At 67.1% G+C, this 26,919-nt stretch carries 23 protein-coding genes; 12 read left to right on the top strand and 11 right to left on the bottom strand.

The window, feature by feature from the left end; translation table 11 throughout:
• Nucleotides 1-7: 7 nt before the first annotated feature.
• The 4 genes from AC3ITN_RS14295 to AC3ITN_RS14280 form a co-directional block, all read right to left on the bottom strand.
• Nucleotides 8-1,984, bottom strand: coding sequence for a M2 family metallopeptidase (locus AC3ITN_RS14295; RefSeq protein ID WP_489390927.1), 1,977 nt, complete (start codon nucleotides 1,982-1,984; stop codon nucleotides 8-10).
• 76 nt (nucleotides 1,985-2,060) lie between these two features.
• Nucleotides 2,061-3,713 carry a phosphoethanolamine transferase gene (locus tag AC3ITN_RS14290; protein ID WP_489390926.1) on the bottom strand — a complete coding sequence of 551 codons (1,653 nt, stop codon included), beginning with the start codon at nucleotides 3,711-3,713 and terminating at the stop codon, nucleotides 2,061-2,063.
• Nucleotides 3,710-4,474 carry a phosphatase PAP2 family protein gene (locus AC3ITN_RS14285; RefSeq protein ID WP_489390925.1) on the bottom strand — a complete coding sequence of 255 codons (765 nt, stop codon included), beginning with the start codon at nucleotides 4,472-4,474 and terminating at the stop codon, nucleotides 3,710-3,712. Before AC3ITN_RS14285 ends, AC3ITN_RS14290 begins: the two co-directional genes overlap by 4 nt.
• A gap of 121 nt (nucleotides 4,475-4,595) precedes the next feature.
• A complete protein-coding gene (locus tag AC3ITN_RS14280; RefSeq protein ID WP_489390924.1) occupies nucleotides 4,596-6,347 on the bottom strand; it encodes an ArnT family glycosyltransferase in 1,752 nt (583 codons plus the stop codon).
• Nucleotides 6,348-6,442: 95 nt separating this feature from the next.
• Between AC3ITN_RS14280 and AC3ITN_RS14275 the strand changes: the two genes are divergently transcribed.
• The 3 genes from AC3ITN_RS14275 (at nucleotide 6,443) to AC3ITN_RS14265 (ending at nucleotide 9,824) form a co-directional block, all read left to right on the top strand.
• Entirely contained in the window at nucleotides 6,443-7,144 is a 702-nt protein-coding gene (locus AC3ITN_RS14275) for a response regulator transcription factor (RefSeq protein ID WP_489390923.1), read from the top strand.
• Nucleotides 7,131-8,444: a sensor histidine kinase gene (locus tag AC3ITN_RS14270; RefSeq protein WP_489390922.1), complete on the top strand. Its 1,314-nt coding sequence runs from the start codon at nucleotides 7,131-7,133 to the stop codon at nucleotides 8,442-8,444. Before AC3ITN_RS14275 ends, AC3ITN_RS14270 begins: the two co-directional genes overlap by 14 nt.
• A gap of 129 nt (nucleotides 8,445-8,573) precedes the next feature.
• The gene (locus AC3ITN_RS14265) at nucleotides 8,574-9,824 is read left to right on the top strand and encodes a DUF819 family protein (RefSeq protein WP_489390921.1); all 1,251 of its coding nucleotides are present in this window, start codon (nucleotides 8,574-8,576) and stop codon (nucleotides 9,822-9,824) included.
• 377 nt (nucleotides 9,825-10,201) lie between these two features.
• On the opposite strand, the gene AC3ITN_RS14260 is transcribed toward AC3ITN_RS14265, so the two are convergent.
• Together AC3ITN_RS14260 and AC3ITN_RS14255 are read right to left on the bottom strand one after the other, a co-directional pair.
• Complete coding sequence (locus AC3ITN_RS14260; RefSeq protein WP_068853636.1) at nucleotides 10,202-10,426, bottom strand: YbdD/YjiX family protein; 225 nt, start codon at nucleotides 10,424-10,426, stop codon at nucleotides 10,202-10,204.
• Complete coding sequence (locus AC3ITN_RS14255; RefSeq protein ID WP_313343013.1) at nucleotides 10,426-12,507, bottom strand: carbon starvation CstA family protein; 2,082 nt, start codon at nucleotides 12,505-12,507, stop codon at nucleotides 10,426-10,428. The genes AC3ITN_RS14260 and AC3ITN_RS14255 overlap by 1 nt, the downstream gene beginning before the upstream one ends.
• A gap of 238 nt (nucleotides 12,508-12,745) precedes the next feature.
• Between AC3ITN_RS14255 and AC3ITN_RS14250 the strand changes: the two genes are divergently transcribed.
• Complete coding sequence (locus AC3ITN_RS14250; RefSeq protein ID WP_489390920.1) at nucleotides 12,746-13,597, top strand: pirin family protein; 852 nt, start codon at nucleotides 12,746-12,748, stop codon at nucleotides 13,595-13,597.
• Nucleotides 13,598-13,713: 116 nt separating this feature from the next.
• Here the strand turns inward: AC3ITN_RS14250 and AC3ITN_RS14245 are convergent, their stop codons facing one another.
• The 5 genes from AC3ITN_RS14245 to AC3ITN_RS14225 form a co-directional block, all read right to left on the bottom strand.
• Nucleotides 13,714-14,175: a hypothetical protein gene (locus AC3ITN_RS14245; RefSeq protein WP_313343018.1), complete on the bottom strand. Its 462-nt coding sequence runs from the start codon at nucleotides 14,173-14,175 to the stop codon at nucleotides 13,714-13,716.
• A gap of 242 nt (nucleotides 14,176-14,417) precedes the next feature.
• Nucleotides 14,418-15,140: an aquaporin Z gene (gene aqpZ, locus AC3ITN_RS14240; protein ID WP_313343021.1), complete on the bottom strand. Its 723-nt coding sequence runs from the start codon at nucleotides 15,138-15,140 to the stop codon at nucleotides 14,418-14,420.
• Nucleotides 15,141-15,199: 59 nt separating this feature from the next.
• Nucleotides 15,200-16,063, bottom strand: coding sequence for a pirin family protein (locus AC3ITN_RS14235; RefSeq protein ID WP_489390919.1), 864 nt, complete (start codon nucleotides 16,061-16,063; stop codon nucleotides 15,200-15,202).
• A 154-nt stretch (nucleotides 16,064-16,217) separates the two neighbouring features.
• Nucleotides 16,218-16,490 (bottom strand): hypothetical protein, encoded by a 273-nt coding sequence (locus AC3ITN_RS14230; protein ID WP_489390918.1) that lies wholly within the window; start codon nucleotides 16,488-16,490, stop codon nucleotides 16,218-16,220.
• A 193-nt stretch (nucleotides 16,491-16,683) separates the two neighbouring features.
• Entirely contained in the window at nucleotides 16,684-18,747 is a 2,064-nt protein-coding gene (locus tag AC3ITN_RS14225; protein ID WP_489390917.1) for a 3-hydroxyacyl-CoA dehydrogenase NAD-binding domain-containing protein, read from the bottom strand.
• A gap of 238 nt (nucleotides 18,748-18,985) precedes the next feature.
• Between AC3ITN_RS14225 and rpoE the strand changes: the two genes are divergently transcribed.
• The 8 genes from rpoE (at nucleotide 18,986) to era (ending at nucleotide 26,894) form a co-directional block, all read left to right on the top strand.
• Complete coding sequence (gene rpoE, locus AC3ITN_RS14220; protein WP_313343032.1) at nucleotides 18,986-19,606, top strand: RNA polymerase sigma factor RpoE; 621 nt, start codon at nucleotides 18,986-18,988, stop codon at nucleotides 19,604-19,606.
• A gap of 8 nt (nucleotides 19,607-19,614) precedes the next feature.
• Nucleotides 19,615-20,466: a sigma-E factor negative regulatory protein gene (locus AC3ITN_RS14215; protein WP_489390916.1), complete on the top strand. Its 852-nt coding sequence runs from the start codon at nucleotides 19,615-19,617 to the stop codon at nucleotides 20,464-20,466.
• An 89-nt stretch (nucleotides 20,467-20,555) separates the two neighbouring features.
• Nucleotides 20,556-22,079, top strand: coding sequence for a DegQ family serine endoprotease (locus tag AC3ITN_RS14210; RefSeq protein ID WP_489390915.1), 1,524 nt, complete (start codon nucleotides 20,556-20,558; stop codon nucleotides 22,077-22,079).
• A gap of 147 nt (nucleotides 22,080-22,226) precedes the next feature.
• Nucleotides 22,227-24,017 carry a translation elongation factor 4 gene (gene lepA, locus AC3ITN_RS14205; RefSeq protein ID WP_313343336.1) on the top strand — a complete coding sequence of 597 codons (1,791 nt, stop codon included), beginning with the start codon at nucleotides 22,227-22,229 and terminating at the stop codon, nucleotides 24,015-24,017.
• A 102-nt stretch (nucleotides 24,018-24,119) separates the two neighbouring features.
• Nucleotides 24,120-24,914, top strand: coding sequence for a signal peptidase I (gene lepB, locus AC3ITN_RS14200; RefSeq protein WP_313343039.1), 795 nt, complete (start codon nucleotides 24,120-24,122; stop codon nucleotides 24,912-24,914).
• A 33-nt stretch (nucleotides 24,915-24,947) separates the two neighbouring features.
• A complete protein-coding gene (locus AC3ITN_RS14195) occupies nucleotides 24,948-25,331 on the top strand; it encodes a DUF4845 domain-containing protein (RefSeq protein WP_489390914.1) in 384 nt (127 codons plus the stop codon).
• The gene (gene rnc / locus AC3ITN_RS14190; protein ID WP_489390913.1) at nucleotides 25,321-26,001 is read left to right on the top strand and encodes a ribonuclease III; all 681 of its coding nucleotides are present in this window, start codon (nucleotides 25,321-25,323) and stop codon (nucleotides 25,999-26,001) included. The genes AC3ITN_RS14195 and rnc overlap by 11 nt, the downstream gene beginning before the upstream one ends.
• A complete protein-coding gene (gene era / locus AC3ITN_RS14185; RefSeq protein WP_313343046.1) occupies nucleotides 25,998-26,894 on the top strand; it encodes a GTPase Era in 897 nt (298 codons plus the stop codon). Before rnc ends, era begins: the two co-directional genes overlap by 4 nt.
• Nucleotides 26,895-26,919 lie beyond the last annotated feature (25 nt).

Raw genomic sequence — 26,919 nt, 5'->3', positions numbered from 1 at the left:
TTCGGGTTTACGGTGCCTTCGGCGCGGCAGGGGCCCCCGGCGCCTGCCAGCCGCACATCTGGCCCTGGTTCTGCTGCTTGAGCCATTCGTTGACCGGGGTGAAGTACTCGATCATCGGGCCGGCATCCAGCTTGTCGCCGCCGGTGATCTCCTTCAGCGTGGCCTGCCACGGCTGGCTGGCACCCTTGCTCAGCATCGCCCAGAACTTCTGGCCGGCTTCCTTGTTGCCGTAGAAGCTGCACTGGTGCAGCGGGCCCTTGTAGCCGGCCGCATCGCACAGGCCCTTGTAGAACTGGAACTGCAGGATGCGCGCCAGGAAGTAACGCGTGTACGGCGTGTTGCCCGGCACGTGGTACTTCGCGCCCGGATCGAAGAACTCCTCGCCACGCGCCGATGCCGGCGCAACGCCCTGGTACTTCGCCTTCAGGTCCCACCATGCCTTGTTGTACTGGTCCGGGGTGATCGAACCATCGAACACGCCCCAGCGCCAGCGGTCGATCATCAGGCCGAACGGCAGGAACGACACGCCGCTCAGCGCCATGCGCATCTGCGCGTTGATGGTGGCCTCGCGGCTCTCCTGCGGCTTGTCCACAAGACCGATCGAGTTGAGGTACTGCGGCGTCATCGCCAGCACGATGGTGTCGCCGATCGCCTCGTGGAAACCATCGTTGGCACCGCCCTGGAACAGCGGCGGCAGCGGGTTGTAGGCCAGGTCGTAATAGATATGGCCGAGCTCGTGGTAGATCGTGGTGAAGTTCTCTTCGGTCGGCTTGATGCACATCTTGGTGCGCACGTCGCCTTCCATGTTCATGTCCCACGCGCTGGCGTGGCAGACCACGTCGCGGTCCAGCGGCTTGATGAACTGGGTCTTGTCCCAGTACGACTTCGGCAGCGCCGGCATGCCCAGCGACACGTAGAAGTCCTGCGCGCGTTCGGTCATCTGCTTGGCGGTGCGCAGTTCGGCCTCACGCTGCGCCTTGAACTGCGCTTCCACGTTGAGGTTGCTGCCGCCGGCCTTGGCCAGCGCGCCGCTGAGGTTGGTCTGGTACTGCTTTTCCAGCGCAGCGGTGATGTCCAGGCTGCCCGCACCCGGGTAGGGCTCCAGCTGGTCCCACAGGTTGGACCAGTCCTGCTGCCACATGTTGCCCAGCAGGTGTGCAGCGATCAGGCCGCCTTCGGTCTCCGCCTTGTCCTTGCCGTAGGTAGCGTCCAGCTTGGTGCGCGCATAGCAGTGCAGCTGCTCGTACATCGGCTTGACCTGTTCCCACAGGCGGTCGGTTTCCGGGCCGATCTGCTCGGCAGGCATGTCGTAGCCGCTGCGCCACATCTGGCCGGCATCGGCGAAGCCCATTTCCTTGGCGCCTTCGTTGACCAAGCCTACGAAGCGCTGGTAATCGGCGCGCATCGGCTTGGTGGTGCCGTGCCAGCCCTGCCAGGCGTCCAGCTGCGCGTCGTAGTCGCGGCTGCGCGCCAGCACCTGCTCCAGGTCGCCCAACTGGCGGCAGGTGGCCGGGTTGGCGTCGTCGGTGCAGTACTTGCCAGCGCCGTAGGCGCCTTCCATGCGGCTGGCGATGCGGGTCAGCTCGCCGAGCTTGGCCGGGTCACGCGGTGCCGGCATGGCCGTCATCAGCTTGAGCAGGTGGATCTGGCGCTTGGTGTCCTCGGTCATCGGCTGGCCGTCGTACTGCCCGGCCTGGGCGATCCAACCATTGAGGATGGTCAGCCAGCGCTCGTTGGCCTTGGCCGCCACGCGCTCGGAATCGTCGTTGATATAGGTCGAGGACAGCCATTGCGCCGAGGTCATTTCCGGGTACAGGGCCTTGTACTCGGCGTTGACGCGGGCGATGAACTGGTCCGCGGTTTCGGTCGGCTTGGCGGTGCCTGCGGCCGGTGCATCGGCCGGGGACGGTTCCTTCTGGCAGGCCGCCAGCGTCAGTGCGGCAGCACCGACAGCCAGGGCCAGCAGGAGCGGGCGGTGGTTCACGGGGACATCCTTGGGTGGTGACAGACCGGCGAAGGCTAGTGGGGCCGCCGCCGCACCGCAAGGCCCGGAGGTCCCGTCAGCGTTCGCAGCCGGCGAACAGGTCGCGGCCGGGTTCGTACAGCGCTGTCTTCACCTGCATCAGGCCCAGCACCGACGGGAACAGGTTGTCGTGGTCGGTGTACTGCGTGGCGCGGCGCCGCACGCAGGCCAGGTCCAGGCCGCGGCTGGCCGCGAAGCCGGGCGAGAACCACATCGTCATCGGCACCCGGGTCTGTTCCTGCGGCGCGATCGCGTACGGTACCCCGTGCAGGTACAGGCCCTTCTCGCCGAGCGACTCGCCGTGGTCGGAGAGGTAGATCATGGCCGTGTCGTAGTCCTGCATGCCCTGCAGCGCGCCGATGGTCCGGGCCAGCAGGTGGTCGGTGTACAGCAGCGCGTTGTCGTAGCTGTTGGTGATCTCTTCGCGGCTGCACTTGCCGAGGTCGGCCGTGTCGCAGGTGGGGGTGAAGCGGCGGAAGCGGGTAGGGTAGCGCTCGTAGTAGCTCGGGCCGTGATTGCCCAGCTGGTGCAGCACCACCACGCGGTCGCCGGGGCGGGCGCGCACCTGCGCGGCCAGGTCATCGATCAGGATCTCGTCCATGCAGCGGCCGTTGGCGCACAGCGGCGGGTTCTTCGCATCGTCCAGCGCCTGCATCGGCAGCCCTTCGCAGACGCCCTTGCAGCCGGACTGGTTGTCGCGCCAGAGCGTGCCGATACCGGCGTGCTCGAGCACGTGCAGCAGCGACTGGTGGGCGCGGATCTTCTTCTCGTCGTAGTCGTGACGACCATAGGGCGAGAACAGGCATGGCAGTGAGACTTCGGTGCTGGTGCCGCAGGAATGCATGTCGGGGAAGTTGATGGCGTTGGTCTGCGCCAGCTGGGGCGTGGTCTGCCGGCCGTAGCCGTTCAAGCCCCAGTTCTGCGCGCGCGCGGTTTCGCCCATCACGATCACCAGCAGCCGCGGGCGGCTTTCGGCGCTGCGTGAGGTGGCCTTGGCATCCAGGCCGATCGGCAGCTTGGGCGCGCGCTGGATCGGGTTGTCGCCGCGCAGCGCCTTGGGCAGGCCGAGCAGGACGTTGCCCGGCGTCGCCAGGTAAGGCACTTCGCGCTGGTTGCGCATCAGGGCCGACATCTCCTGGAAGGACAGCATCGCCCCGCCCAATGCGACCGCCGCCGACAGCAGCAGGAAGCCCCCGCGCCACAGCAGCGCCTTGCCCCAGCTGCGCCGCACCAGCTGCACGCGCCACAGCACCGTCATCGGCAGCAGGGCGAGCAGCAGGAGCGGCGCGATCAGGCTGGGGGTGATCAGCTCGCGGCTTTCCTTGTGGTCGGTCGCCAGTACGTTGCGCAGCATGTCCGCATCCAGGTAGATGTGGAACGTGCCCATGTAATGGGCGGCCATGGCGGTGCCCAGCAGCAACACCCCCATCACCACCTTGGCATTCCAGCGCCACACCAGCAGGCCCATCAACAGACTGTGCGCGCCAACCAGCAACAGCAGCAACGACATCGCAAAGCGCAGGCTGCCCGGGTGGGTCGCCATCGCGCTGTGCCAGAACAGGCCATTGCAGGCCAGCGCGAAGAACAGGCTGGCAAGCGCGATGAGCGTTTCGGTGGAACAGCTCGGGCGCCACTGCAGGAGTGCGGTGAACGTAGTAAGGCGCGGCGCGCGCGACGCGATGGCATTCATGCGCGGGTTCCCTCTGCGCCGATGCGTGGATCGGGTGTGCAGATGCGCCGTACCAGCAGGTACAGCAGCAGCGACACCGTCCAGCACGTCGCCAGCGTCCACAGGTCATGCGACAGAAAGTGGGCGCCACGCAACTGCTGGGCGATGCCGAACACGCCACCGGCCACCAGACCGATCGCCAGGCCGCGCCAGCGCCACGCTGGTTGAACCAGCAGCGCGAAGAAGTACAGGCTGACCCAGGCAAACCCGGCACTGGCGTGCCCGGCCGGGAAGCACACGCCACGTGGCATGCCGTGCGGGCGGGGGGCGAACAGGCCCACGTACTCGCGCAGGCCGCCGTAGCGTGCCAGATCCCACGGGCAGTCCATGTTGGTGGCCGACTTCAGCAGCGACACCACGCCGGTACCCAGCGCCACGGCCAGGACCAGATAGAGCAGCGGCCAGCGCCATGCGGCCGCGCGCGGGTATCGCCACGCGCGGACGCACAGCCCGATGGCCAGCAGCGTGGCGGCCGCACTGAGCCACTTTCCGCCCATGTGGATCAGCTGGCTGGTTGCCCATGCGTTCTGCAGCAGCCACTGATCGCCTTCCAGGCGGTACAGCTGGTCGGCCAGCCACTGGTCGCCACCGCCGGCCATCAGCACCGCGCTGGCGGCCAGGGTCGCCAGCAGCGGCCAGCCGAGATGACGGCGCAGGAAGGAGGACGCGTGCACGGGTGCATCTGGCGGGGAGAAAACGAGCACAGCAGGAACACGAAGCATCAAGGCAGGGCCGGCGGGGAAACCGGCGCCATGGTCGTCAGCGGCGTGTCGGAGCGCAGTCGGAGCGATGTTCCCCGCACGTTAATCGCGACGCGCCGTGCGTCTGCGATGCATCTGCGATTCAGTCGCCGTCGTCGGTCTCCGCTGCCGCATCCGGCGGCAGATCCGCGTGGCAGGCGGTATTCCACGCCGTCCCCGGCACCAGCCACCAGCGGTTGCGGTTGGCGCTGCCGATCATCACTGCCTGCGCCCGATCCACGCACGGACTGAGTGCCTGTTCCAGCACCAGCAGCCAGCGCGAATGCGGCGCCTGCATCAGCCAGGGGCCCGCGTCGTGCCACTGCGCGTCCCACGGCCGTTTGAAGCCGAAGTCGGTCACCGGGCGGTCGGCCTGCAGCAGGTTCTGTTCACGCCAGGCCAGTGCGCCCAGCTCGGCATCGGGGCCGATCCGCTCGCCCACCTGCTGCATCAGTGCCGAGGCCGAGCTGTACGGACCCAGCGCGGGCATCAGCCCCCAGCCGTGCAGGTTCCACAGCAGCAGGGCGGTCACCACCACCAGTTGGCCGGCACGACGCTGGCGCAGCCAGGCAGACAACAGCAGCACCACGATGCCGAAGCCGAGCAGCCACCCGCCCAGCACCGGCAGCAGGGTTTCAGGCATCCCCCGCCGGGCCAGCTGCGCATGCGCCCAGGCACCATCGCCGAGCAGCTGCGCACCCATGGCGGTGGCGGCCACACCCAGTACCAGCACATAGGCCAGCAACAGCCAGCGGGTGCCGGCGCGGCGCAGCAGGCCGGGCAGCAACGGCGCGGCGGCCACGCACAACGCCGGCAGCATCGGGAACAGGTAGACCTCGCGCTTGCCGGGGCTGGCGCTGAAGAACACCAGCACCAGCAACGCCCAGCCCAGCAGCAGCCACCAGCGCCCGTCGCCGCGGCGCAGGCGCCGCCACCATGCGGGCAACAGCGCGGGCAGCAGCAGGCTGCCGGGCAGCCACAACGTGGCGATCACCTGCAGGTAGTACCAGGCCGGCTGCACGTGGTGCCAGGCATTGGCATAACGGGTGCCGGTCTGCTTGAACAGCAGTTCACGGGCGTAGGCCTGCAGCTCCGGCGAGGGAGTGTCGAGCAGCGCGATACCCAGCGGGCCCAGCCAGACCGCCGTGCCCAGCAGGAAGGCGGGCAGCAGCCACAGCAGGGCGCGTGCGCGGGGCAGGGCGGGTCCGGGCGGGTGGCGTTGCTGCCAGCGCCACGCGGCCCACGGCAACAGCACCAGCAGCGGGAGGAAGCCGACGCCCTTGGTGACCGTGCCGAGTCCGGCGGCGAAGCCGGCCACCCACAGGGCGCGCGTGTTCGGTCGTTCCAGTAGATGTCGCAAGAGACCCCACAGCGACAGCGTGGTCAACGCCACCAGCACCATGTCGATCTGCGCGCGCTTGGCCATCAGGCCGAACTGAAGGCAACTGGACAGCGCCAGTACTGCCCACCACGCAATGCGCCGGTTCCACAGGCGCCGGGCCAGGTCCCAGCTCAGCCACAGCGTGGCGAGCGCGGCGAGCAGCGACGGCAGCAGGAAGGCCAGATTCCAGTTGCGTACCAGTGGGTAGCTGGCCGCCTGCATCCACATGAACACCGGCGGCTTCTCTGCGTACAGCTCGCTGCCGCGGTGGGGCAGCAGCCACTGGCCGGTGGTCACCATGGCACGGGCGGCAAGCACGAAGCGGGGTTCGTCCGGTGGGGTCGGAGCGCGCAATCCGATACCGGCGACCAGGGCCAGCAGCAGGGCAAGGCAGGTCAACAGGCGCCAGGTGGGGCGCGGCAGGAAGGTCGACAAGGGCGGCCGTTCACGAGGAAAACGGGCACTTTCGTGCATGGCGTGTAAGAAAGGTGTCGAATCGGGTTGATTGCGACCGGATTCCGACATGCCCGGCAGTACCATGCCGGCTACCACCCCCGAGTTCCCTGCGCATGCGGCTCCTGGTCATCGAAGACAATCGCCAACTGGTCGCCAACCTGTTCGAGTATTTCGAAGCGCGTGGCCACGTCCTGGACGTCGCGCCCGATGGCGTCACCGGCCTGCACCTGGCCGCGACCCAGAACTACGACGCGTTGATCCTGGACTGGATGCTGCCGCGCATGGAAGGCCCCGACGTACTGCGCCGCCTCCGGGTCGAGCACGGTTCGGAAGTGCCGGTGATCATGCTCACCGCACGCGACGAGTTGCCGGACAAGATCGCCGGCTTCCGCGCGGGCGCGGACGACTACCTGACCAAACCCTTCGCGCTGCCCGAACTGGAAGTACGCCTGGAGGCCCTGCGGGTGCGCGCGAACGGCCGCAACCCGCGCAAGGTGCTGCAGGTGGCCGACCTCAAGCTCGACCTGGCCACGCTGGAGGCCCAGCGCGACGGCCACGTGCTGCACCTGTACCCGGCCTGCCGCAAGCTGTTGGAAGTGCTGATGCGTGCCAGCCCCGGCGCGGTGACCCGCCAGCAGCTGGAGTTCGCGTTGTGGGGCGACGAACCGCCCGATGGCGACCTGCTGCGTTCGCACGTCTACGAGCTGCGCCGCAGCGTGGATGGCCCGTTCCAGCGCAAGTTGATCCACACCCTGCCACGCGTGGGCTACCGGCTTGGCCCGACCAGCGCAGAAGGCAGCCATGAAACTGCGTAAGCCCGCGCCCCTGCATCGCCGCCTGCTGTGGTGGCTGCTGGGCTACCTGGGGCTGATCTCGCTGGCGGTGTTCAGCGTCGGCAACTATGTGCACGAGCATGCCGAACACTCCGCCTGGCGCGCGCTGTTGAACTCCGAGCTGGACAGCATCGTCAATCACATCGAGCACGAGCCGCATTACCGCTGGCAGGATTCGGACACGCTGCGGCTGTTCACCATCGATGACAGCCCCGGGGTTCCCGCCATCCTGCGTACCCTGCATCCAGGCCTGCACGATGGCGTCCTGATCAACGACCGTGCCAGCGCGGTGATGGTGCGCGACACCGGCAGCCAAGGGCGGCTGGCGCTGGTGCTGGATATCAACGACTTCCATGAGCTGGAGGAGTTCGCCACGCGCTGGGTGATGCTGGCCGGCGTGGTGATGATCCTGGTCACGGTGATCATGGCCTCGTTCGGCGTCAGCCGGCTGGTCAGCCCGCTGCGCTCGCTGGCGCGCCACATCGACGGCCTCAGGCCGGGCGTGCCCGGGCAGCGCGTCGAAGTGGACCCGCGCGGCAGTTCCGAGCTGTACGTGATTGCCGCGGCGCTCAACGATTACCTCGCCCGCAACGAGCAGTTCGTCGAGCGCGAGCGCGTCTTCATCAGCACCGCCAGCCATGAATTGAGGACGCCCATCGCGGTGATCACCGGTGCCGCCGAACTCGCCCTGGAGCAGCCGGCGTTGCCCGACCGCGCCCGCCAGCAGATGCAGCGCGTGCATCGCACCGCCCAAGGCGTGGAGCAGCTGATCCAGCTGCTGCTCGTGCTTGCCCGCGAACCGGCGCGGCTGGCTGCACTGAAGGAGCGCATCGCGCTGGACCAGCTGCTGCCCGACATCATCGAAGACCATCGCCACCTGATGGGCGACAAGGACCTGCAGATCTCGGTTCAAGGCCTGGCCAGCGTGGACATCATCGCGCCGCTGGGCGTGGTGCAGGCCGCCATCGGCAACCTGCTGCGCAATGCAATCGAGAACAGCGGCCGCGGCACCATCACCGTCAGCGTGTCCGATCGCGCGGTGGTGACCCTGCAGGATCCCGGCGAAGGCATGAGCCCGGAGGAGATCGCCGCCGTCTATGCGCGCATGGCACGCGGCGACCGCAACGAGCAGAGCGGGATCGGTCTGGAACTCATCGCACGCCTGTGCGAACACCTCGGCTGGGCACTGACCATCGAGCCGAGCGAACCCCGCGGCACCCGCGTGATCCTGGACCTGGGCGCGTCACTGCCCGAACCCGGAGACGCGCATCGCGTGACGTAATCGGTGTCGCCACCGCCTCGGTGCGTTGCAGTGCGGGGTGGTCATGCGTGATGAGAGTGTTAAGCTCAAACGAGCGCCGCCTTATGCGGCGCTTTTTTTTTGCCCCTTCGATCGACAGAGGATGGCGTCATGCCGACCGAACCCAGTACTGCCCTCATCACCAACGACATCGTTGGCCTTGGCCTCATCGCCGCCACCCTGGCCCTGATCTTCTGGGCGGCCAGCGGGCCCACACCGCTGCTCAGAAAGATATTCGCGTGGGTGCCCGCACTGCTGCTCTGCTACTTCATTCCGGCCATCTACAACACCACCGGCCTCATCGACGGCCACAACACCTCGCTGTACAACCCCATCGCGCGTGACGTGCTGCTGCCGGCCGCACTGGTGCTGCTTACCCTCTCCATCGACCTCAAGGGCGTGCTCAAGCTCGGCCCGAAGCTCCTGCTGGTGTTCTGCGCCGGCACGTTCGGCATCATGCTCGGCGCGGTTGTCTCGTTCCAGCTGATGGCGTGGATTCACCCTGAAACCGTGGCCGGCGACACCTGGGCCGGCATGGCGGCACTGGCCGGCAGCTGGATTGGTGGCGGCGCCAACATGGTGGCCATGCGCGAAGTATTCGGCACCGATGCCACGACCTTCGGCCAGTTCGCCGTCGTCGACGTCGCCTGCGCCAGCCTGTGGATGGCGATCCTGCTGTTCCTGGCCAATCGCGCCCAGCAGATAGACACCCGCAACGGTGCCGACACCCGCGCCATCGACGAAATGAAAGCGCGCATCACCGCCTACGAGGCGCAGAACGCCCGCATTCCGACGCTCAGCGACCTCATGGTCATCGTCGGCGTCGCCCTTGGCGGGGTGGGGCTGGCCCATGCCATCGCGGCGCCCCTCAGTGCCTGGTTCAAGGCCCACATCAGCTGGGCGAGCCAGTTCAGCCTCGACAGCGCCTTCGTCTGGGTGGTGCTGCTCTCCACCGCGCTCGGCCTGGGCCTCAGCTTCACCCGCGCCCGCACGCTCGAATCCGCCGGCGCCTCACGCCTGGGTACCGTGTTCCTGTACTTCCTCATCGCCTGCATCGGCATGCAGATGAACCTGCTCTCACTGCTCGACCGCCCGTGGCTGTTCCTGCTCGGTGTGATCTGGATGCTCACCCACATCCTCGTGCTGTGGATCGCGGCCAAGCTCGTCCGCGCCCCGTTGTTCTTCTTCGGCATCGGCTCGATGGGCAACATCGGTGCCGCAGCATCGGCGCCGGTGGTGGCGGCCGCGTTTCATCCGAGTCTGGCACCGGTTGGCGTGCTGTTGGGCACGGTGGGGTACGCAACGGGAACAGGTCTGGCATACGTGACCGGCTTGATCCTTAAATGGATGGCCGGAGCGTAAAGGCCCGATCAGCATCGTGAGGGCCGGCCAACGGCCGGCGCTACCGCGTTTTCGTTCCGTCATCAGCCATCTGTGGATGGCGGGGCGGGGGTGGGGGTGCGGGACTGTAGAAAACATGGATGTTTTCTACAAGCCCCCATGGGTGAAGTCGCACGGCTTGCGAGGCACTGCCTCGCGTGCGACGGAACGCGCAACCGCTGGCGGTTGGGCCGGAGCCCGGAGGGCGGTTCACGGCGTGTCCCGCACCCCCACCCCCGCCCCGCCACAGCCCATGGCACATCAGAGCCAAAGAAAAGGCGGCGCAATTGCGCCGCCTTTTCGCTTGAAAGTCGTCTCGACCAACGGTCGAGACCTACCGTTTCAATATACCTGACATCTCAACAGCAGCGCCCCCCGTTGCGGCCGCCGTACCGTGCTTCCTGGCGTTCGCGGAAGAACGTCTTGTAGTCCATCGGCGTGCGGTCCGGATGCTTCTCCAGCACGTGCCGCACGTAGTTGTCGTAATCGGGAATCCCGCAGCACAACCGTGCCGTCTGCACCAGGCGCCGCCATATGCGGCGGTGTGCCTGGTACTGCCCGACGGGAACCAGACCGGTACTCATTACAGGTCCGCCATCTGGTGCGGCTGCAGCGCCACGTATTCCGTCTCACGGTCCGTACGCTGCGGCGTGCGGCGTGCCACCACGATCGTCTTGATCGCATAGGCCAGGATCGAGAACACCACGAACAGGAACAGCACCGTCAGCCCCGTGTTCACGTACGCGTTCACTACGATCTGCTGCATCTGCCCCACCGTCTTGGCCGGGGCCGTGATCGTCCCGCTGGCAATGGCGTCCTGGAACTTGTGCGCCTGCGCCAGGAAACCCTGGGCCGGATTGCTGTCGAAGATCTTGATCAGACCCGCATACGTCGTGCAGATCAGCAGCCATACCGCCGGCACCGCCGTCACCCACGCGTAGCGGTCACGCTTCATCTTGAACAGCACCACCGTGCCCAGCATCAGCGCGATACCCGCCAGCATCTGGTTCGAGATGCCGAACAGCGGCCACAACGTCTGGATGCCGCCGAACGGATCCACCACGCCCGTGTACAGCAAGTAGCCCCACAGCGCCACGCAGCCTGCCGTCGCGATGATGTTCGCCGTCCACGATTCCGTCTTCTTCAACGCCGGAATGAAGTTGCCCAGCAGGTCCTGCAGCATGAAGCGACCCGCACGCGTACCCGCATCCACCGCCGTCAGGATGAACAGTGCCTCGAACAGGATCGCGAAGTGGTACCAGAACGCCATCATCGCGTTGCTGCCACTCGGAATGGCCTGGTGCAGGATCTGCGCGATACCCACCGCCAGCGTCGGCGCGCCACCGGCACGGTGCAGGATGGTCGGCTCACCAATCGCGGCCGCCGTTGCTTCCAGTTGTTCCGGCGTGATCGTGAAGCCCCACGTCGTCGTGATGTAGTGGGCCGCCGATACCGCATCGGCACCAATCACCGCCGCCGGGCTGTTCATGGCGAAGTAGATGCCCGGATCGATGATCGACGCGGCAACCAGTGCCATCACCGCCACGAACGATTCCATCAGCATGCCGCCGTAGCCGATGTAGCGCATGTGGCGCTCATTGGCCAGCAGCTTCGGCGTCGTACCCGACGCGATCAGCGCATGGAAGCCCGATACCGCACCGCACGCGATGGTGATGAACAGGAACGGGAACATCCCGCCCTTCCATACCGGACCATCTCCGCTGGCCGCGAACTGGGTCAGCGCCGGCATCTTCAGCTCCGGCATCACGATCAGGATACCCACCGCCAGCGCGATGATCGTGCCGATCTTGAGGAACGTGGACAGGTAATCGCGCGGGGCCAGCAGCAGCCACACCGGCAGCACCGACGCCACGAAGCCGTACCCGATGAGCATCCAGGTGATCTGGATCCCCGTGAACGTGAAGGCCGGGCCCCACACCGGATCTGCCGCGACCTTGCCGCCGTACCAGATCGCCAGCAGCAGCAGGATCAGACCCACCACCGAGATCTCACCGATCTTGCCGGGCCGGATGTAGCGCATGTACACGCCCATCAGGATCGCGATCGGCATGGTTGCGATCACCGTGAACATGCCCCAGGGGCTCTCGGCCAGCGCCTTCACCACCACCATCGCCAGCACCGCCAGGATGATGATCATGATCAGGAATGCGCCGAACAGCGCGATGGTGCCGGGCACCTGGCCCATTTCCTCGCGCACCAGGTCACCCAGCGAACGCCCGTTGCGGCGGCTCGAGATGAACAGCACCATGAAGTCCTGCACCGCGCCCGCCAGCACCACGCCGACCACCAGCCAGAGCAACCCGGGCAGGTAGCCCATCTGCGCGGCAAGCACCGGTCCCACCAGCGGACCGGCGCCGGCAATGGCGGCGAAGTGGTGGCCGAACAGCACGTGCTTGTTGGTTGGAACGTAGTCCAGACCGTCGTTGTTGAGCACCGCCGGGGTGGCCCGGGTCGGGTCCAGCTGCATCACCTTGTCGGCGATGAACAGGCTGTAGAAGCGGTAGGCGACGAGGTAGATGGAGACTGCGGCGACCACGATCCACAGTGCGTTGATCTGTTCGCCCCGCCGCAATGCGACGGTGCCAAGACAGAATGCGCCGAGCAGCGCGAGTGCCGCCCAACCCAGCTTGGAAAAACCTTTCATGAGATTGCGTCTCCCTGAAGAACTCCGTAAGGGTCCGCCCTGGCAGTGACCGGGTCAATGCGCGTGCGGAGGCTTGCCGCTAGTACTTTGGTAGTAGATCCGGCAGGGCGGGCTCCTCCGGCCGCCGCATGCACGGGAACGAAACACCACGCTTGGAACAATCGGTTGCGGGCATGACGGTTGGCGCCTCCAGGGGCTGCGCCCATCTTGTACCTGGAATCCTTTCGTCGGAGTCAACATGACCAGCCCAACCCCCGCGCGCGTACAGCGCACCATTCGTGGCATGGCCACGTCCGACGGGGCGGGCGTGCGCCTGACCCGGGTGATCGGCGGCCCGTCGCTGCCCGACCTGGACCCGTTCCTGCTGTTGGATGAATTCGGCACGGACCGCGCCGAGGACTACATCGCCGGCTTCCCCAGCCACCCGCACCGGGGCTTCGAGACCGTCACCTACATGCTCGACGGCCGCATGCGGCACAAGGACAACCATGGCAACGAAGGCCTGCTGACCCCGGGCAGCGTGCAGTGGATGACGGCCGGCCGCGGCCTGGTGCATTCGGAAATGCCCGAACAGGAATCGGGGCAGATGCGCGGCTTCCAGCTGTGGGTGAACCTGCCGGCGCGCGACAAGATGACCGACCCGAAGTACCAGGAGTTCGCGCCCGAGCGCATTCCCGTGGCTCAGCCGGCGCCGGGCGTCCAGGTGAAGGTGATTGCGGGGCAGGTGGGCGACACGCGCGGCCCGATCGTGCAGCCGGCCACTGATCCGCTGTACCTGGATATCCAGCTCGATGCCGGTGCCGGGTGGGACTACGTGCTGCCGGAAGGCCACAACGCGTTCGCCTATGTGTTCGAAGGCGAGCTGTCGATCGGGGAGGGCGAGGATGCGCGCCCGGTGTCCCGCCAGGAGATGGCGGTGCTGGGCGGTGGCGGGCAGCTGCAGCTGCGTGCCGGTCCGGCCGGTGCACGCCTGATCCTGGTGGCCGGCCGCCCGCTGCGCGAACCGGTCATGCGCCACGGTCCGTTCGTGATGAACACCAAGCAGGAGCTGATGCAGGCCTTCGTGGACTTCGAGGAAGGCCGCTTCTGAACTGCGGTGGCGCCGGCCGTTGGCCGGCGCCTTGGATTGCCTGGTTTCGCCGGGAGCCGGCCAGTGGCCGGCACTACCGGTGCGGAGATGCGTGGAATTCCGCATCTCCGTGCGTGTCACCGGCCCGCGGCGACTGCCGAAGGATTCAGATTCATTCCCTGCGCCATGGACTGGAGCGAGCCCAGTTCGCCGGCATCGCCGGCATACAGCGAAATCTGTGCGTAGCGGTTCTTGTCGAACTTCACCACGGTGACGCGTCGGGTCGCATAGCCCGGCGGTTGCTGCCCGCCCAGATCGGGCTGGTACCAGTACAGCGTCTCACCGGCGAAGGTGCCCTTTTCCTGGCGCAGCGGGCGGGACAGCGGGATCTCCGGATCGCGCGAGCTGAGCATCAGGCTCATCACTTCACGGCCGTCGGTCGTGCTCGCCTTGCACAGGATGAAGCTGCTGGTGACCTGTTGCTGCCATTGCAGGTCGCTGCCGGTGGGCAGCGAAGGACACTCGGTTGGCGACTGGGCCGATGCGGCCGCAGCGGACAACAACAGGCTCAGGCACACGGTGGCGCGCAGGTTGTTCATTGTTTCCCCCTAGGACGGATTGGCCGCACCTGGTCACTGGCAGGGTGCTTCGGTGGCCATGGACAACCCTGGCCGAGACTGCGCATATCCCCATGCGCTCCCGAGACCCTGCCCGTCAGGTGACGGGTCGGTGATTTCGACCTTAACGGAATGTGACCCGATCTACAAATAACTGTTTCAAATGATTCTAAATCGAGTTAGAGAGCCCGCCTTTCGGCGGGCTTCCACGGAGCATCCTGCGCTCATCGCGGCTCGGCGCCGATCCACTTGTAGGCGATGCCCCCGATCAGCCCGCCCAGCAGGGGTGCCACCCAGAACAACCAGAGCTGGCCGAGCGCGCCGCTGCCGGCGAACACCGCCACGGCGGTGGAGCGGGCCGGGTTCACGGAGGTATTGGTGACCGGAATGCTGATCAGGTGGATGAGGGTCAGGCCGAGGCCGATCGCAATGGGGGCGAAGCCGGCCGGGGCGCGGCCATGGGTGGCACCCATGATCAGCACCAGGAACATGGCGGTCAGCACCACTTCGCAGAGGAAAGCTGCCGCGACGCTGTAGCCACCGGGGGAAAGGGCGCCGTAGCCGTTGCTGGCGAAGGCACCGGCCTGGCCGGGATCGATCTGGAAGCCGGGTGCGCCCGAGGCGATCTGCAGGAGGATGAAGCCTGCGAACAGCCCGCCGAGCACCTGGGCGACGATGTAGGGCAGCAGGTCGCGGGCGGGAAAGCGCCCGCCGGCCCACAGGCCCACGCTGACGGCAGGGTTGAAGTGGGCGCCGGAGACATGCCCGAACGCGTAGGCGCCGGTCAGTACGGTGAGGCCGAAGGCCAACGCCACGCCGAGGAACCCGATGCCCAGCGGGTTGCCATCGCCGCCGAATGTTGCGGCCAGGACGGCGCTGCCGCAGCCGCCCAGGACCAGCCAGAAGGTGCCGAGAAACTCGGCGGCCACGCGCTTGCCCATGCTCATTGACGATCTCCTCGAAGGCTCAGGGGAGCACGTCGGAGAGCGGGGGTATTGGCGCGCGGTCAGCGCTCCGGCAGCGGAATGAACTCTTTGTCATCGCCGGGGATGGTGCCAAAACGTCCCGATGCCCAATCGTGCCTGGCCTGCTCGATGCGTTCCTTGGAGCTGGACACGAAGTTCCACCAGAGGTGGCGCGGTCCGTCCAGCGGTTCACCACCGAGCAGCATGGCCTTCAACGGCGTCTTGGCACGCAACCGGCCACGGGCACCGGCTTCGGGAATGACCAGATGCTGGGCGGGCAGGTCGACGCCGTCGAGCTGGGCATCGCCGTCGAGGATGTAGAGCGCGCGTTCGACGTGCCCCGTGTCCAGGTCGAGTTCAGCGCCTGGCTCGAGGTCGATAGCGACGTTGAGGGTGTCGGCGAACACCTTCACCGGCGATTCCTCGCCATAGGCGCGGCCGGCGATGACGCGCAGCCAGGCACCGTTGCGGCGCTGCTGGGGCAGGGTGGCGGCAGCGTGGTGGTAGAAACCCGGGTCGGCCTCTTCGAAGCTTTTCGGCAGCGCGACCCAGGTCTGCATGCCATGGATGGGGTGGTCATGTTCGCGTTCGACCGGCGGCGTGCGTTCGGAGTGGGCGATGCCGCGGCCGGCGGTCATCCAGTTGACGTCGCCGGGGCGGATGACCTGGTCGGAGCCGAGGGTGTCGCGATGCCCGATGGCGCCCGACCAGAGGAAGGTAACGGTGGCCAGGCCGATATGCGGATGCGGGCGGACATCGATGCCGGCGCCGGCGCCCATGACGGCCGGGCCCATCTGGTCCACGAACACGAACGGGCCAACGCTGCGGGCCTGGATGCTGGGCACGGCGCGGCGCACTTCCAGTCCACCGATGTCATGGACGCGCGGGGCGATGATGGTCGTCATGCGGGCTTTCTCGATGGCGGGGACAGGGCGAAAGCATGGCACGCCCCAGTGCCTCCGGGGTGCTCCGAACGAACAACAGGCTGTTGCAGCAGGAGAAGCGAGCGCCCGCAGAATGTGCCCGGCGTGCGCTCGGCGCGCGTGGCTCAGGCGCAGGTCACTGGCGGGTGCATTCCTGGGCCGAGATGACGTACCAGCCACCGGCACTCGGCGTCATGCTGAAGTAGGTTTCCACGCAGTTGCCGAAGCCTTCCGACGCTGCCCGCTCCAGGGCACGCACGCGCGCCACGGCACCGAGCATGGGGCGGTCGTGTCCATAGACTTCGCCGTAAAACGTCTTTACTTCGCCGATACCGGGCGTCTGGGCAGAGGCCTGGCCAGGCGCCAGGAACGCGCTGGCCAACAGCGCACACGCAAGCATGTTTTTCATGATGAACTCCAATCTGAAGGATGCAGTGCCGCCTTCGGCGGGCTGCGTTCAGAGCTTGCGCTGAGCATCACGAGTGCTGAATCGGAAGGCCTCTCTTGGCGAGGTCAGGGCATTCCCCGATGTGGGCTGGGAAACGGCGCCGGAAACAGAAACGCCACCGGGCGGTGGCGTTTCTGTTTCGCTCAATCAATCGTCACATCACCGGTTCGCGCAGTACCGCCGCGTCCCAGCCCGGGCGCGGGGCGAAGCGGTCGCCGTAGCGTTGCTGCAGCGCCTTCAGGCGTTCGACCAGGGCATCTGCGCCAGTGGCGCGGATGTACTGGATCGGGCCGCCGCGGAACGGGGCGAAGCCGGTGCCGAAGATCACGCCGGCGTCGAGCAGGTCGGCATCGGCCACGACGCCTTCGTGCAGGCACGCGACGGCTTCGTTGAGCAGCGGCAGGATCAGCCGGTCTTCGAGGTCGGCCGGGGCCTGGTAGTTGGCGGGTACGTCCGGCTTCTGGGCGCGGCCGTTGTCCCACGTGTAGATGCCCTGGCCGTCCTTCTTGCCGCGCTTGCCCGGCTCCACCGTCTGCAGCGCGGCGGGAATCTGCAGGCCGAGGAACGGTGCCAGTTCCTTGCCGACGCCGGCGGCCACGTCCAGACCGACGGTGTCGAGCAGCTCGATCGGGCCCATGGGCATGCCGAACTTCACCGCGGCCTTGTCGATGACCGGGCCGGGAATGCCTTCGGCGTAGGCGGTGGCGGCTTCGAGCATGTAGGGGAACAACACGCGGTTGACCAGGAAGCCGGGGGTGCCCGCGACCGGAACCGGGAACTTGCCCAGCGCCTTGCAGAATGCGGCCAGGCGGCGCTCGGTCTCGGGGGCCATGCCGTCGTGATGGATGATTTCGACCAGCGGCATCTGCGCGACGGGGTTGAAGTAGTGCAGGCCGGCGAACTGGGCCGGGCGCTGGATGTGGTCGCGCAATTCGACCAGTGGAATGGAGGAGGTGTTGGTGGTCAGCAGCGCATCGGCCTTCATCTTCGGCTCGAGCGTCTGGTAGAGGCCGCGCTTGGCTTCGGCGTCTTCGATGATGGCTTCGATCACCAGGTCGGCCACGGCGACGCCGTCACCGGCCAGGTCGGCCTTGAGGCGGGCGGCCACGGCGGGGCGCTTGCTTTCGTCGCGCACCTTCTTGGCGAACAGGGCCTGCGCACGCTCCATGGCCGGATCGATGAAGCGCTGCTCGCGGTCCTGCAGGGTGACCTCGAAGCCCTTGTAGGCCGACCACGCGGCAATGTCGCCGCCCATCACGCCGGCACCGACCACGTGCACGTGGCGGATGCCGTGATCCTTGCCGCCCAGCGCCTTGAGCCGTTCGGTCAGGAAGAAGATGCGGATCAGGTTGCGTGCGGTCGGGGTGCCGGCCAGCTTGACCACCGCGCGGCGCTCGGCGTCCAGGCGGGCCTGGATGCCGCTGCCGCCGGTGCGGGCCCAGGTGTTGATCAGGGCGTAGGGCGCCGGGTAGTGGTCCTTTTTGGCCTTGCGTGCGACCTGCTTTGCCATCTGTGGGGCCAGCAGCTTGCGCGCCAGCCAGGTATTGGTGGCCCAGGCGGTGAGGCGCTGCTTGAACGGGCGGGTGGTGCCCGACAGGCCCAGTGCCACGGCGGTATCGAGCAGCACCGCCGGCGCCACGACCTTGTCGACCAGGCCGATGCTGCGCGCGGCCGATGCCGACAGGTTGCGGCCGGTCAGCATCATGTCCATCGCCGCCGGTGCGCCCACCAGCTGCGGCAGGCGCGCGCTGCCGCCCCAGCCGGGGAAGATGCCCAGCTGGGTCTCGGGCAGGCCGATGCGGGTGGAGGGATCATTGGACGCCACGCGGTAGCGGCAGGCCAGCGCCAGTTCGGTGCCGCCGCCCAGGCAGTGGCCATGGATGGCCGCCACGGTCGGGCAGGGCAGCTCGGACAGCTTCTGGTACGTGGTCTGGCCGCGGCGGATGGCATCGTTCACCGTTCCGCGCCGGTCGAATTCCTGGAACTCCTTGAGGTCGGCGCCGGCAATGAAGCCGGCCGGCTTGATCGACTGCACCACCACCGCCTTGGGCGGATCCAGGGCCAGGCGTTCGACCAGGTCGCCCAGTTCCAGCAATACGTCCTGCGACATCGCATTGACGCTGCTGTCCTGGCGGTCGAGGCTGAGCACCACGACACCATCGTCACGGATCTCGGGGTGCCAATGTGAGAAGCGGAGCCCATCGAAGCCTGAAAGCATGGGGACGTTCCATCCGGTTGTGTATGGAGAAGGGGGCTATGATCCAGAGGTTGTTTCCTCCCCGTCAAATCCCTATAGCTGGGGGAGCGGAGGACCCGGTTCATGGCCGTGATCTGGAACCTTAACGGAACGGTGGTTAAAAGCTGGTACGGCGTCTCGTGATCGGGCGCTGAACTTTTCCCGGGATTGGCAGTCTCATTGCCCGACGTCGGTTGGGCTGACAGGAGTGCGGCCCCCCATGGCCGAGGTTGAAACACCACAGGAGCTGGACCTGGAGCTGGTCCGGCGCGTGCAGCGCGGCGAAAGTGCGGCGTTTGATGTCCTGGTGCGCAAGTACCAGCATCGGATCGTCGCATTGATCGGGCGCTACATCGCCGACTGGAGTGAATGTCAGGACGTCGCCCAGGACACGTTCGTCCGCGCGTACCGCGCGATCGGGAGTTTCCGTGGCGATGCGCAGTTCTATACCTGGTTGCATCGGATCGCCGTGAATACTGCCAAGAACCATCTCGCCGCCCACAACCGCCGCCCGCCCACCGATGACATCGACATCGGGGACGCGGAGCAGTTCGACAGCGGAACGCGCCTGCGCGACACCGACACGCCCGAACGCGAGCTGATGCGCCAGGAGCTGGAGCAGACGGTCATGAAGGCGGTCTCTGCGCTCCCGGAAGAACTGAGATCGGCCATCACCCTGCGCGAGGTGGACGGCCTGAGCTACGAGGACATCGCGCAGAAGATGGGGTGCCCGATCGGCACCGTGCGGTCGCGGATTTTCCGCGCCCGCGAGGCGATCGACACTGAACTCCGGCCGCTGCTGGACATCGGCAGTGCCACCCGCGAGAAGGGCCGCGTATGAGTCACCACATGCCTACCACTGGATCCACCGGCGCCGAGCCGGACAAATTCGATGCGCACCACCGCCAGCAGCTGTCGTCGCTGATCGATGGTGAGCTGTCGCTCGACGAGGCGCGCTTCCTGCTGCGCCGGCTCGAGCACGACGAGGCCCTGTCGGGCTGCCACGAGCGTTGGCAGCTGCTGGGCGATGTGCTGCGCGGCCAGGCGTGCGCGCCTGCGCCCGCCGGCTTCGCCGATCGTATCCAGGCTGCCGTCGCGGCCGAACCGGCACCGGTACTGGCGGCTGCCGCGCCCACCCCGCGCGAGCGTCGCGGCGGATGGCGCCGGTGGGGCGGCGGCGCCGCGCTGGCCGCCTCGGTCGCGGCCATTGCCTTGTTCATGACCCGCGAGCAGCTGCCGGGCGAAGCCCCGCCGCAGACCCCCACCACGGTGATCGCCAGCCAGGCCCAACTGCCGGCGCCGGTGCCTGGCGCGCCCGCCGCGCCGCCTGCTGTCGCCGTGGTGGCCGATGCCGCCCTGGCGGTCGCCGCCGTTCCGGCCGCGGCCGTGGGCGCACGCCGTACCAGTGCCACCCGCACCCAGCAGGCCGCGCGCAGCGTTGCCAGCCGCGCCGGTGAGCCGCAGCGTGCGCTGGCCAGCCAGGCCGCGCCGGCCCTGCCGACCGCCGAGTCCCGGCCGTTGCCCTTTGGCGATGTCAGCAGCCTGCAGGCCCGGCCATGGCCGCGGTCTACCGTGGGCAGTAATGGCGCGCTCAACGCCAGTTTCTCCGCGCAGGAACCACAGGCGGCGTTCTACCCGTTTGAGCCGCGCCTGCAGGATGAGGGGGCAAGCCCCCCGCCAGCGCGCAGGCACCGCGACTGAGTCTGTTGCCCGCCCCGTTTCCATTCCGCGCTGCGGTTGCCCCGCAGCGCCCCCCTTCTCCCTGATCCCTGACCGGAGGCTCGAGTCTGATGACCGCCCGTATCCGCATGCATGCCATGGCCCTGGTGGCCATGACCCTTCCCCTGGTGGCCTGTGCCCAGGCGCCGGCCCCGGCCTCCCCCGCGGCGGCCGCTGCCCCGCGTGCCCCCGCCGCACCGCTGGTCAGTGGCCTGCCGGACTTCACCAACCTGGTGGAGCAGGTCGGCCCGGGCGTGGTCAACATCGAGACCACCATCGTGCGCAGCAACCGCCAGGCGCGCGGCGCCGGTCCGGGTCCGGGGCCGGGCGATGATGAAATGCCGGAATTCTTCCGGCGCTTCTTCGGCCCGGACTTCCAGATGCCGGGCCAGCCGGGTGGCGGCGATGAAGGTCCCAGCATCCGCGGCCGCGGCATGGGCTCGGGATTCATCATCTCGCCCGACGGCTACGTGCTGACCAACCACCATGTGGTGGCCGATGCCGGCGAAGTGAAGGTCAAGCTGGGCGATCGCCGCGAGTTCACCGCCAAGGTGGTCGGCAGCGACCAGCAGTACGACGTGGCCCTGCTCAAGATCGACGGCAGGAATCTGCCGACCGTGCGCGTGGGCGATTCCAACACGCTTAAGCCCGGCCAGTGGGTAGTCGCGATCGGCTCGCCGTTCGGCCTGGACCACTCGGTCACCGCCGGCGTGGTGAGCGCGGTCGGTCGCAGCACCGGCGGCCAGGACCAGCGCTACGTGCCGTTCATCCAGACCGACGTGGCCATCAACCAGGGCAATTCGGGCGGTCCCCTGCTCAATACCCGCGGTGAAGTGGTCGGCATCAACTCGCAGATCTTCTCCGCCTCGGGCGGCTACATGGGCATCAGCTTCGCGATCCCGATCGACCTGGCCATGGGCGCGGTCGAGCAGATCAAGAAGAACGGGCGCGTGAGCCGTGGCCAGCTGGGCGCGATCGTCGGCGCCATCACCGGTGACGTGGCACAGGGCTTCAACCTGCCCGACAGCCGCGGTGCGCTGGTCAACGAACTGGTCCCGGGCAGTGCCGCGGCCAAGTCCGGCCTGGAAGTCGGCGACGTGATCCGCTCGGTGAACGGCACCCCGATCAACACCTTCAGCGACCTGCCGCCGCTGATCGGCGCGCAGCCGCCGGGCAGCAAGGTCCGCCTGGGCGTGCTGCGCGATGGCCGCGAGCGCGAGATCACCGCTACCCTCACCGAGCTGGCCGAAGATGCCGCACGCGGCAACGCCGGCCCGGCCGTCGCCGAGGCCGCGCCGCAGGCCGGGGCCAACGCGCTGCTCGGCCTGGACGTGGCGGACCTGACCGCCCCGCAGCGCCAGCAGCTGGGCCTGGACGCCGGCGAAGGCGTGCGCGTCACCCGCGTCAATGGCCAGTCCGCCCGCGACGCCGGGCTGTCCCCGGGCATGGTGGTCCTGCAGGTGGGTCGCACCCCGGTGGGCAGCGTGTCCGCGCTGAACAAGGCGCTGGGGGGCTACAAGAAGGGCGATGTGGTCATGTTGCTGGTCCGTGCCAACGGCAACAGCGCCTTCGTGCCGGTGAAGGCCGGGCAGTAAGCCCCGCCATTGCTGCGTTTCCGGGCCCGCTTCGGCGGGCCCGGTCGTATCTGCCCCCCCCGGCACGCGGGAGGGCGCTCACCATGCGATAATGTGCCGTTACCCTGACGACGCGACGCGCCGCCGCCACCTATGTCCTCTGATTCGATGCGGAACATCCGCAACTTCTCCATCATTGCCCACGTCGACCACGGCAAGTCCACGCTGGCCGATCGCATCATCCAGCTTTGCGGTGGCCTCCAGGCCCGCGAGATGGAGGCGCAGGTGCTCGACTCGAATCCGATCGAGCGCGAGCGTGGCATCACCATCAAGGCCCAGTCCGTCTCGCTGCCGTATGTGGCGAAAGACGGCCAGACCTACCACCTGAACTTCATCGACACCCCCGGGCACGTCGACTTCTCCTATGAAGTCAGCCGCTCGCTGGCCGCCTGCGAAGGTGCGCTGCTGGTGGTCGATGCGGCCCAGGGCGTGGAAGCGCAGTCGGTTGCCAACTGCTACACCGCCGTCGAGCAGGGCCTGGAAGTGGTGCCGGTGATCAACAAGATCGACCTGCCCACCGCGGATATCGAGCGCGCCAAGGCCGAGATCGAGGCCGTGATCGGCATCGACGCCACCGATGCGGTGCCGGTCAGCGCCAAGACCGGCCTGAACGTGGTGGACGTGCTGGAGGCGATCGTGCATCGCATTCCGCCGCCGGTGCCGCGTGATACCGACAAGCTGCAGGCGTTGATCATCGACTCGTGGTTCGACAACTACCTGGGCGTGGTCTCGCTGGTGCGCGTGATGCAGGGCCAGATCAAGGCCGGCGACAAGCTGCAGGTCATGTCCACCGGCCGCAACCACCAGGTCGACAACGTCGGCGTGTTCACGCCCAAGCGCAAGGTGCTGCCGGCATTGCGTGCCGGTGAGGTGGGCTGGGTCACCGCCAGCATCAAGGACGTTCACGGTGCCCCGGTGGGCGACACCCTGACCCTGGCGGCAGATCCGGCGGCCAAGCCGCTGCCCGGCTTCCAGGAAATGCAGCCGCGCGTGTTCGCCGGCCTGTTCCCGGTGGACGCCGAGGACTACCCGGACCTGCGTGAAGCGCTGGACAAGCTGCGCCTCAACGATGCCGCGCTGCGTTTCGAGCCGGAAAGCTCCGAGGCCATGGGCTTCGGCTTCCGCTGCGGCTTCCTGGGCATGCTGCACATGGAAATCGTGCAGGAGCGCCTGGAGCGCGAATACAACCTGGACCTGATCAGCACCGCGCCGACCGTCGTTTACGAGGTCCTCAAGACCGACGGAACGATCATCAACATGGACAACCCGGCCAAGTTGCCGCCGGTGAACATGGTCGATGAAATCCGCGAGCCGATCATCCGCGCCAACGTGCTCACCCCCGAGGAGTACATCGGCAACATCATCAAGCTCTGCGAAGAGAAGCGTGGCAGCCAGATCGGCATCAACTACCTGGGCAGCCAGGTGCAGATCAGTTACGAGCTGCCGATGGCCGAGGTGGTGCTGGACTTCTTCGACAAGCTCAAGTCGGTCAGCCGCGGCTACGCCTCGCTCGATTACCACTTCGTGCGTTTCGAAGCGGGTCCGTTCGTGCGCGTGGACGTACTGATCAACGGCGACAAGGTCGATGCGCTCTCGCTGATCGTGCACCGCAGCCATGCCGACCGTCGCGGTCGCGAGCTGTGCGAAAAGATGAAGGAACTGATCCCGCGGCAGATGTTCGACGTGGCCATCCAGGCCGCGGTGGGCTCGCAGATCATCTCCCGCACCACGGTCAAGGCGATGCGCAAGAACGTGCTGGCCAAGTGCTATGGTGGCGACGTTTCGCGCAAGAAGAAGTTGCTGGAGAAGCAGAAGGAAGGCAAGAAGCGCATGAAGCAGGTGGGCCGCGTGGAAATTCCGCAGGAAGCCTTCCTTGCCGTGCTGCAGATGGACAAGTAAGGCCGGACGGCCATCCCCGGCCACCGCGCGGCATCTTCGGGTGCCGCCGGGCGGGCAGGGGATCACCCACCGCACCGCTGCACCCGTTCCCAAGGACACTGCATGAAACTGTTTGAGATCCTCCTGGTCGTACTGACACTGGCCTCGGGCCTGATCCTGTTGGCCGACAAGCTGTACTTCGCCAGGCGCCGCGCCGCGCGCGCCGGGCTGCTGGACTCCGAACCGGTGCTGGTGGACTACTCCCGGGCGTTCTTCCCGGTGCTGGCGATCGTACTGGTGGTGCGCAGCTTCATTGCCGAGCCCTACAAGATCCCCTCCAGTTCGATGATGCCGAACCTGCTGATCGGTGATTTCATCCTGGTCAACAAGTTCGCCTACGGCCTGCGCCTGCCGCTCAACAACGCGCGCATCGTGCCGATCGGCGAGCCCGAGCGCGGCGACGTGGTGGTGTTCCACTTCCCCGGCCATTCCGAAAACGACCCCAACAAGGGCGAGAACTTCATCAAGCGCGTCATCGGCGTGCCCGGTGACGAGGTGGTGTTCCAGGGTGACGGGCTGATCCTCAACGGCACCCCGGTCAAGTACGAGAACAAGGGGTTGTATGCTGGTCACCGTGGCCAGGGCGAGGGCAGCTCGCTGCTGGTCGAGCACCTGCCGGGCCGCACCCACACCGTGCTGGAGACCGACTATCCGCGTGGCGAAGGCCAGTGGACCGTGCCGGCAGGCAAGTATCTGGTGATGGGCGACAACCGCGACAACAGCGATGATGGCCGTTTCTGGGGCCTGCTGCCGGAGGAAAATCTCCGTGGCAAGGCGTTCCTGATCTGGCTGAACTGCTCGGGCTGGTTCTGCAAGGACGGTTTCGAGCCGTCGCGGATCGGTACCGGGATCAACTGATTCTTTGGCACACGCGTATCTGGGGAGAACGCAATGAAGACGATGAAAACGCAGCGTGGCATGACCCTGACCTCCTTCCTGGTGGTCCTTTGCATCGTGGGCTTCGGCCTGTACATCGGCATGAAGCTGTTCCCGATGTACTCGGAGTACTACGCGGTGAAAACCGCGCTGAAGGGGATCGCCAAGGAACCCGGGGTAGGCAACATGGAGCCGGGCAAGGTGCAGGAGATGTTCTTCCGCCGCCTGGACATCAGCTACTCCGAAAGCGTGAAGCCGGCCAACGTCAAGTTCGAACGCGTCAGCGGCGGCTGGAACATGAAGGTCAACTACGAAGTGCGTCGCCCGCTGATCGGCAACCTCGACGTGGTTGGAAAATTTGATGCCCATCAGGAATTGACCCTCAGCGGTGCCGACTAACACTTTCCAACGCGGTGACCGTATCGGCCACCCATTCGAGGACCCGGGCCTGCTGAAGCAGGCCCTGACGCATCGCAGTGCCGGCACGCCGAACAACGAGCGGCTGGAGTTCCTCGGCGACAGCATCGTGAACATGATGGTTGCCCAAGCGCTGTACGCGCGCTGGCCCAAGGCCGACGAAGGCGCGCTGACCCGCGCCCGGGCCGAACTGGTCCGTGAAGGTGCCCTGGCTGTCATCGCGCGCACGCTTGAACTGGGTGAGCGCCTGATTCTGGGCCCGGGCGAAATGAAGTCCGGCGGGCACCGGCGGGACTCGATCCTGGCCGATGCCCTGGAGGCCGTCGTGGCCGCCATCTACCTGGACGCAGGCTTTGCCGCCTGCCAGGCCGTGGTGCTGCCCTGGTTCGGCCCCTCCATGGAGGCCCTGCCGGCCACCGGCAAGCCCGAAAAAGACCCCAAGACCCGGTTACAGGAATGGCTGCAGGGCCGACAGAAGGCGCTGCCGCTGTACGAATTGGTGTCAGAATCGGGTGACGATCACGCCAAGACCTTCCGGGTACGCTGCGGCGTAGCCGATCCCGCTGTCAGCACCGAAGGCGAAGGTGCCTCGCGACGGCTGGCCGAACAACAGGCGGCTGCGGCCGCCCTCGAGCAACTGGATTCCAAGTGAGCGAAGCAACCCCCCATCATTGCGGCAGCGTGGCCGTCATCGGCCGCCCCAACGTCGGCAAGTCCACCCTGACCAACGCCCTTGTGGGTGCCAAGGTCAGCATCGTCTCCAACCGGCCGCAGACCACCCGTCACCGGCTGCTGGGCATTGCCAGTTACCCGGAAGGGCAGCTGGTGCTGGTGGACACCCCCGGCCTGCACCGCGTGCAGAAGCGCGCCATGAACCGCGTGATGAACCGCGCCGCGCGCGGCTCACTCGAGGGCGTGGATGCCGGCATGCTGGTCATCGAGGCCGGCCGCTGGGATGACGAAGACACCCTGGCCTTCAACGTGCTCAGCGACGCCGGCATTCCGGTGGTGCTGGTGGTCAACAAGGTCGACCGCCTGAAGGACAAGGCCGCGCTGCTGCCGTTCCTGCAGCAGGTGACCGAGGGCCGCACCTTCTCGTCGGTCCATCCCATTTCCGCGCAGAAGCGCAACGGCCTGGAAGCGCTGGTGCGCGACCTGCTCAAGCTGCTGCCCGAGGCCCCGCCGATGTTCGGCGAGGATGAAATCACCGACCGCAGCCAGCGTTTCCTCGCCGGCGAGCTGGTCCGCGAGCAGCTGATGCGCCAGCTTGGCGAAGAGCTGCCGTACGCCACCACGGTGGAGATCGAACGCTTCGTCGAAGACGGCAACCTGCTGCGCATCGGCGCGGTGATCTGGGTGGAGCGCGAAGGCCAGAAGGCGATCGTGATCGGCAAGGGCGGTACCCGCCTCAAGGACATCGGGGCCAAATCGCGCATGCAGATGGAGCGCCTGTTCGACGCCAAGGTCTTCCTGGAGACCTGGGTGCGCGTGCGCGAAGGCTGGTCCGATGACGAAGCCGCGCTGAAGGCGTTCGGCTACGAGTAAGCCCGGCGGGCTACTCCGGCACCGC

The organism is Stenotrophomonas sp. KH_036_B (genome assembly GCF_057839485.1).
Note: the sequence above shows the minus strand (reverse complement) of the source record. Positions and strands in the feature narration are given on the sequence as shown.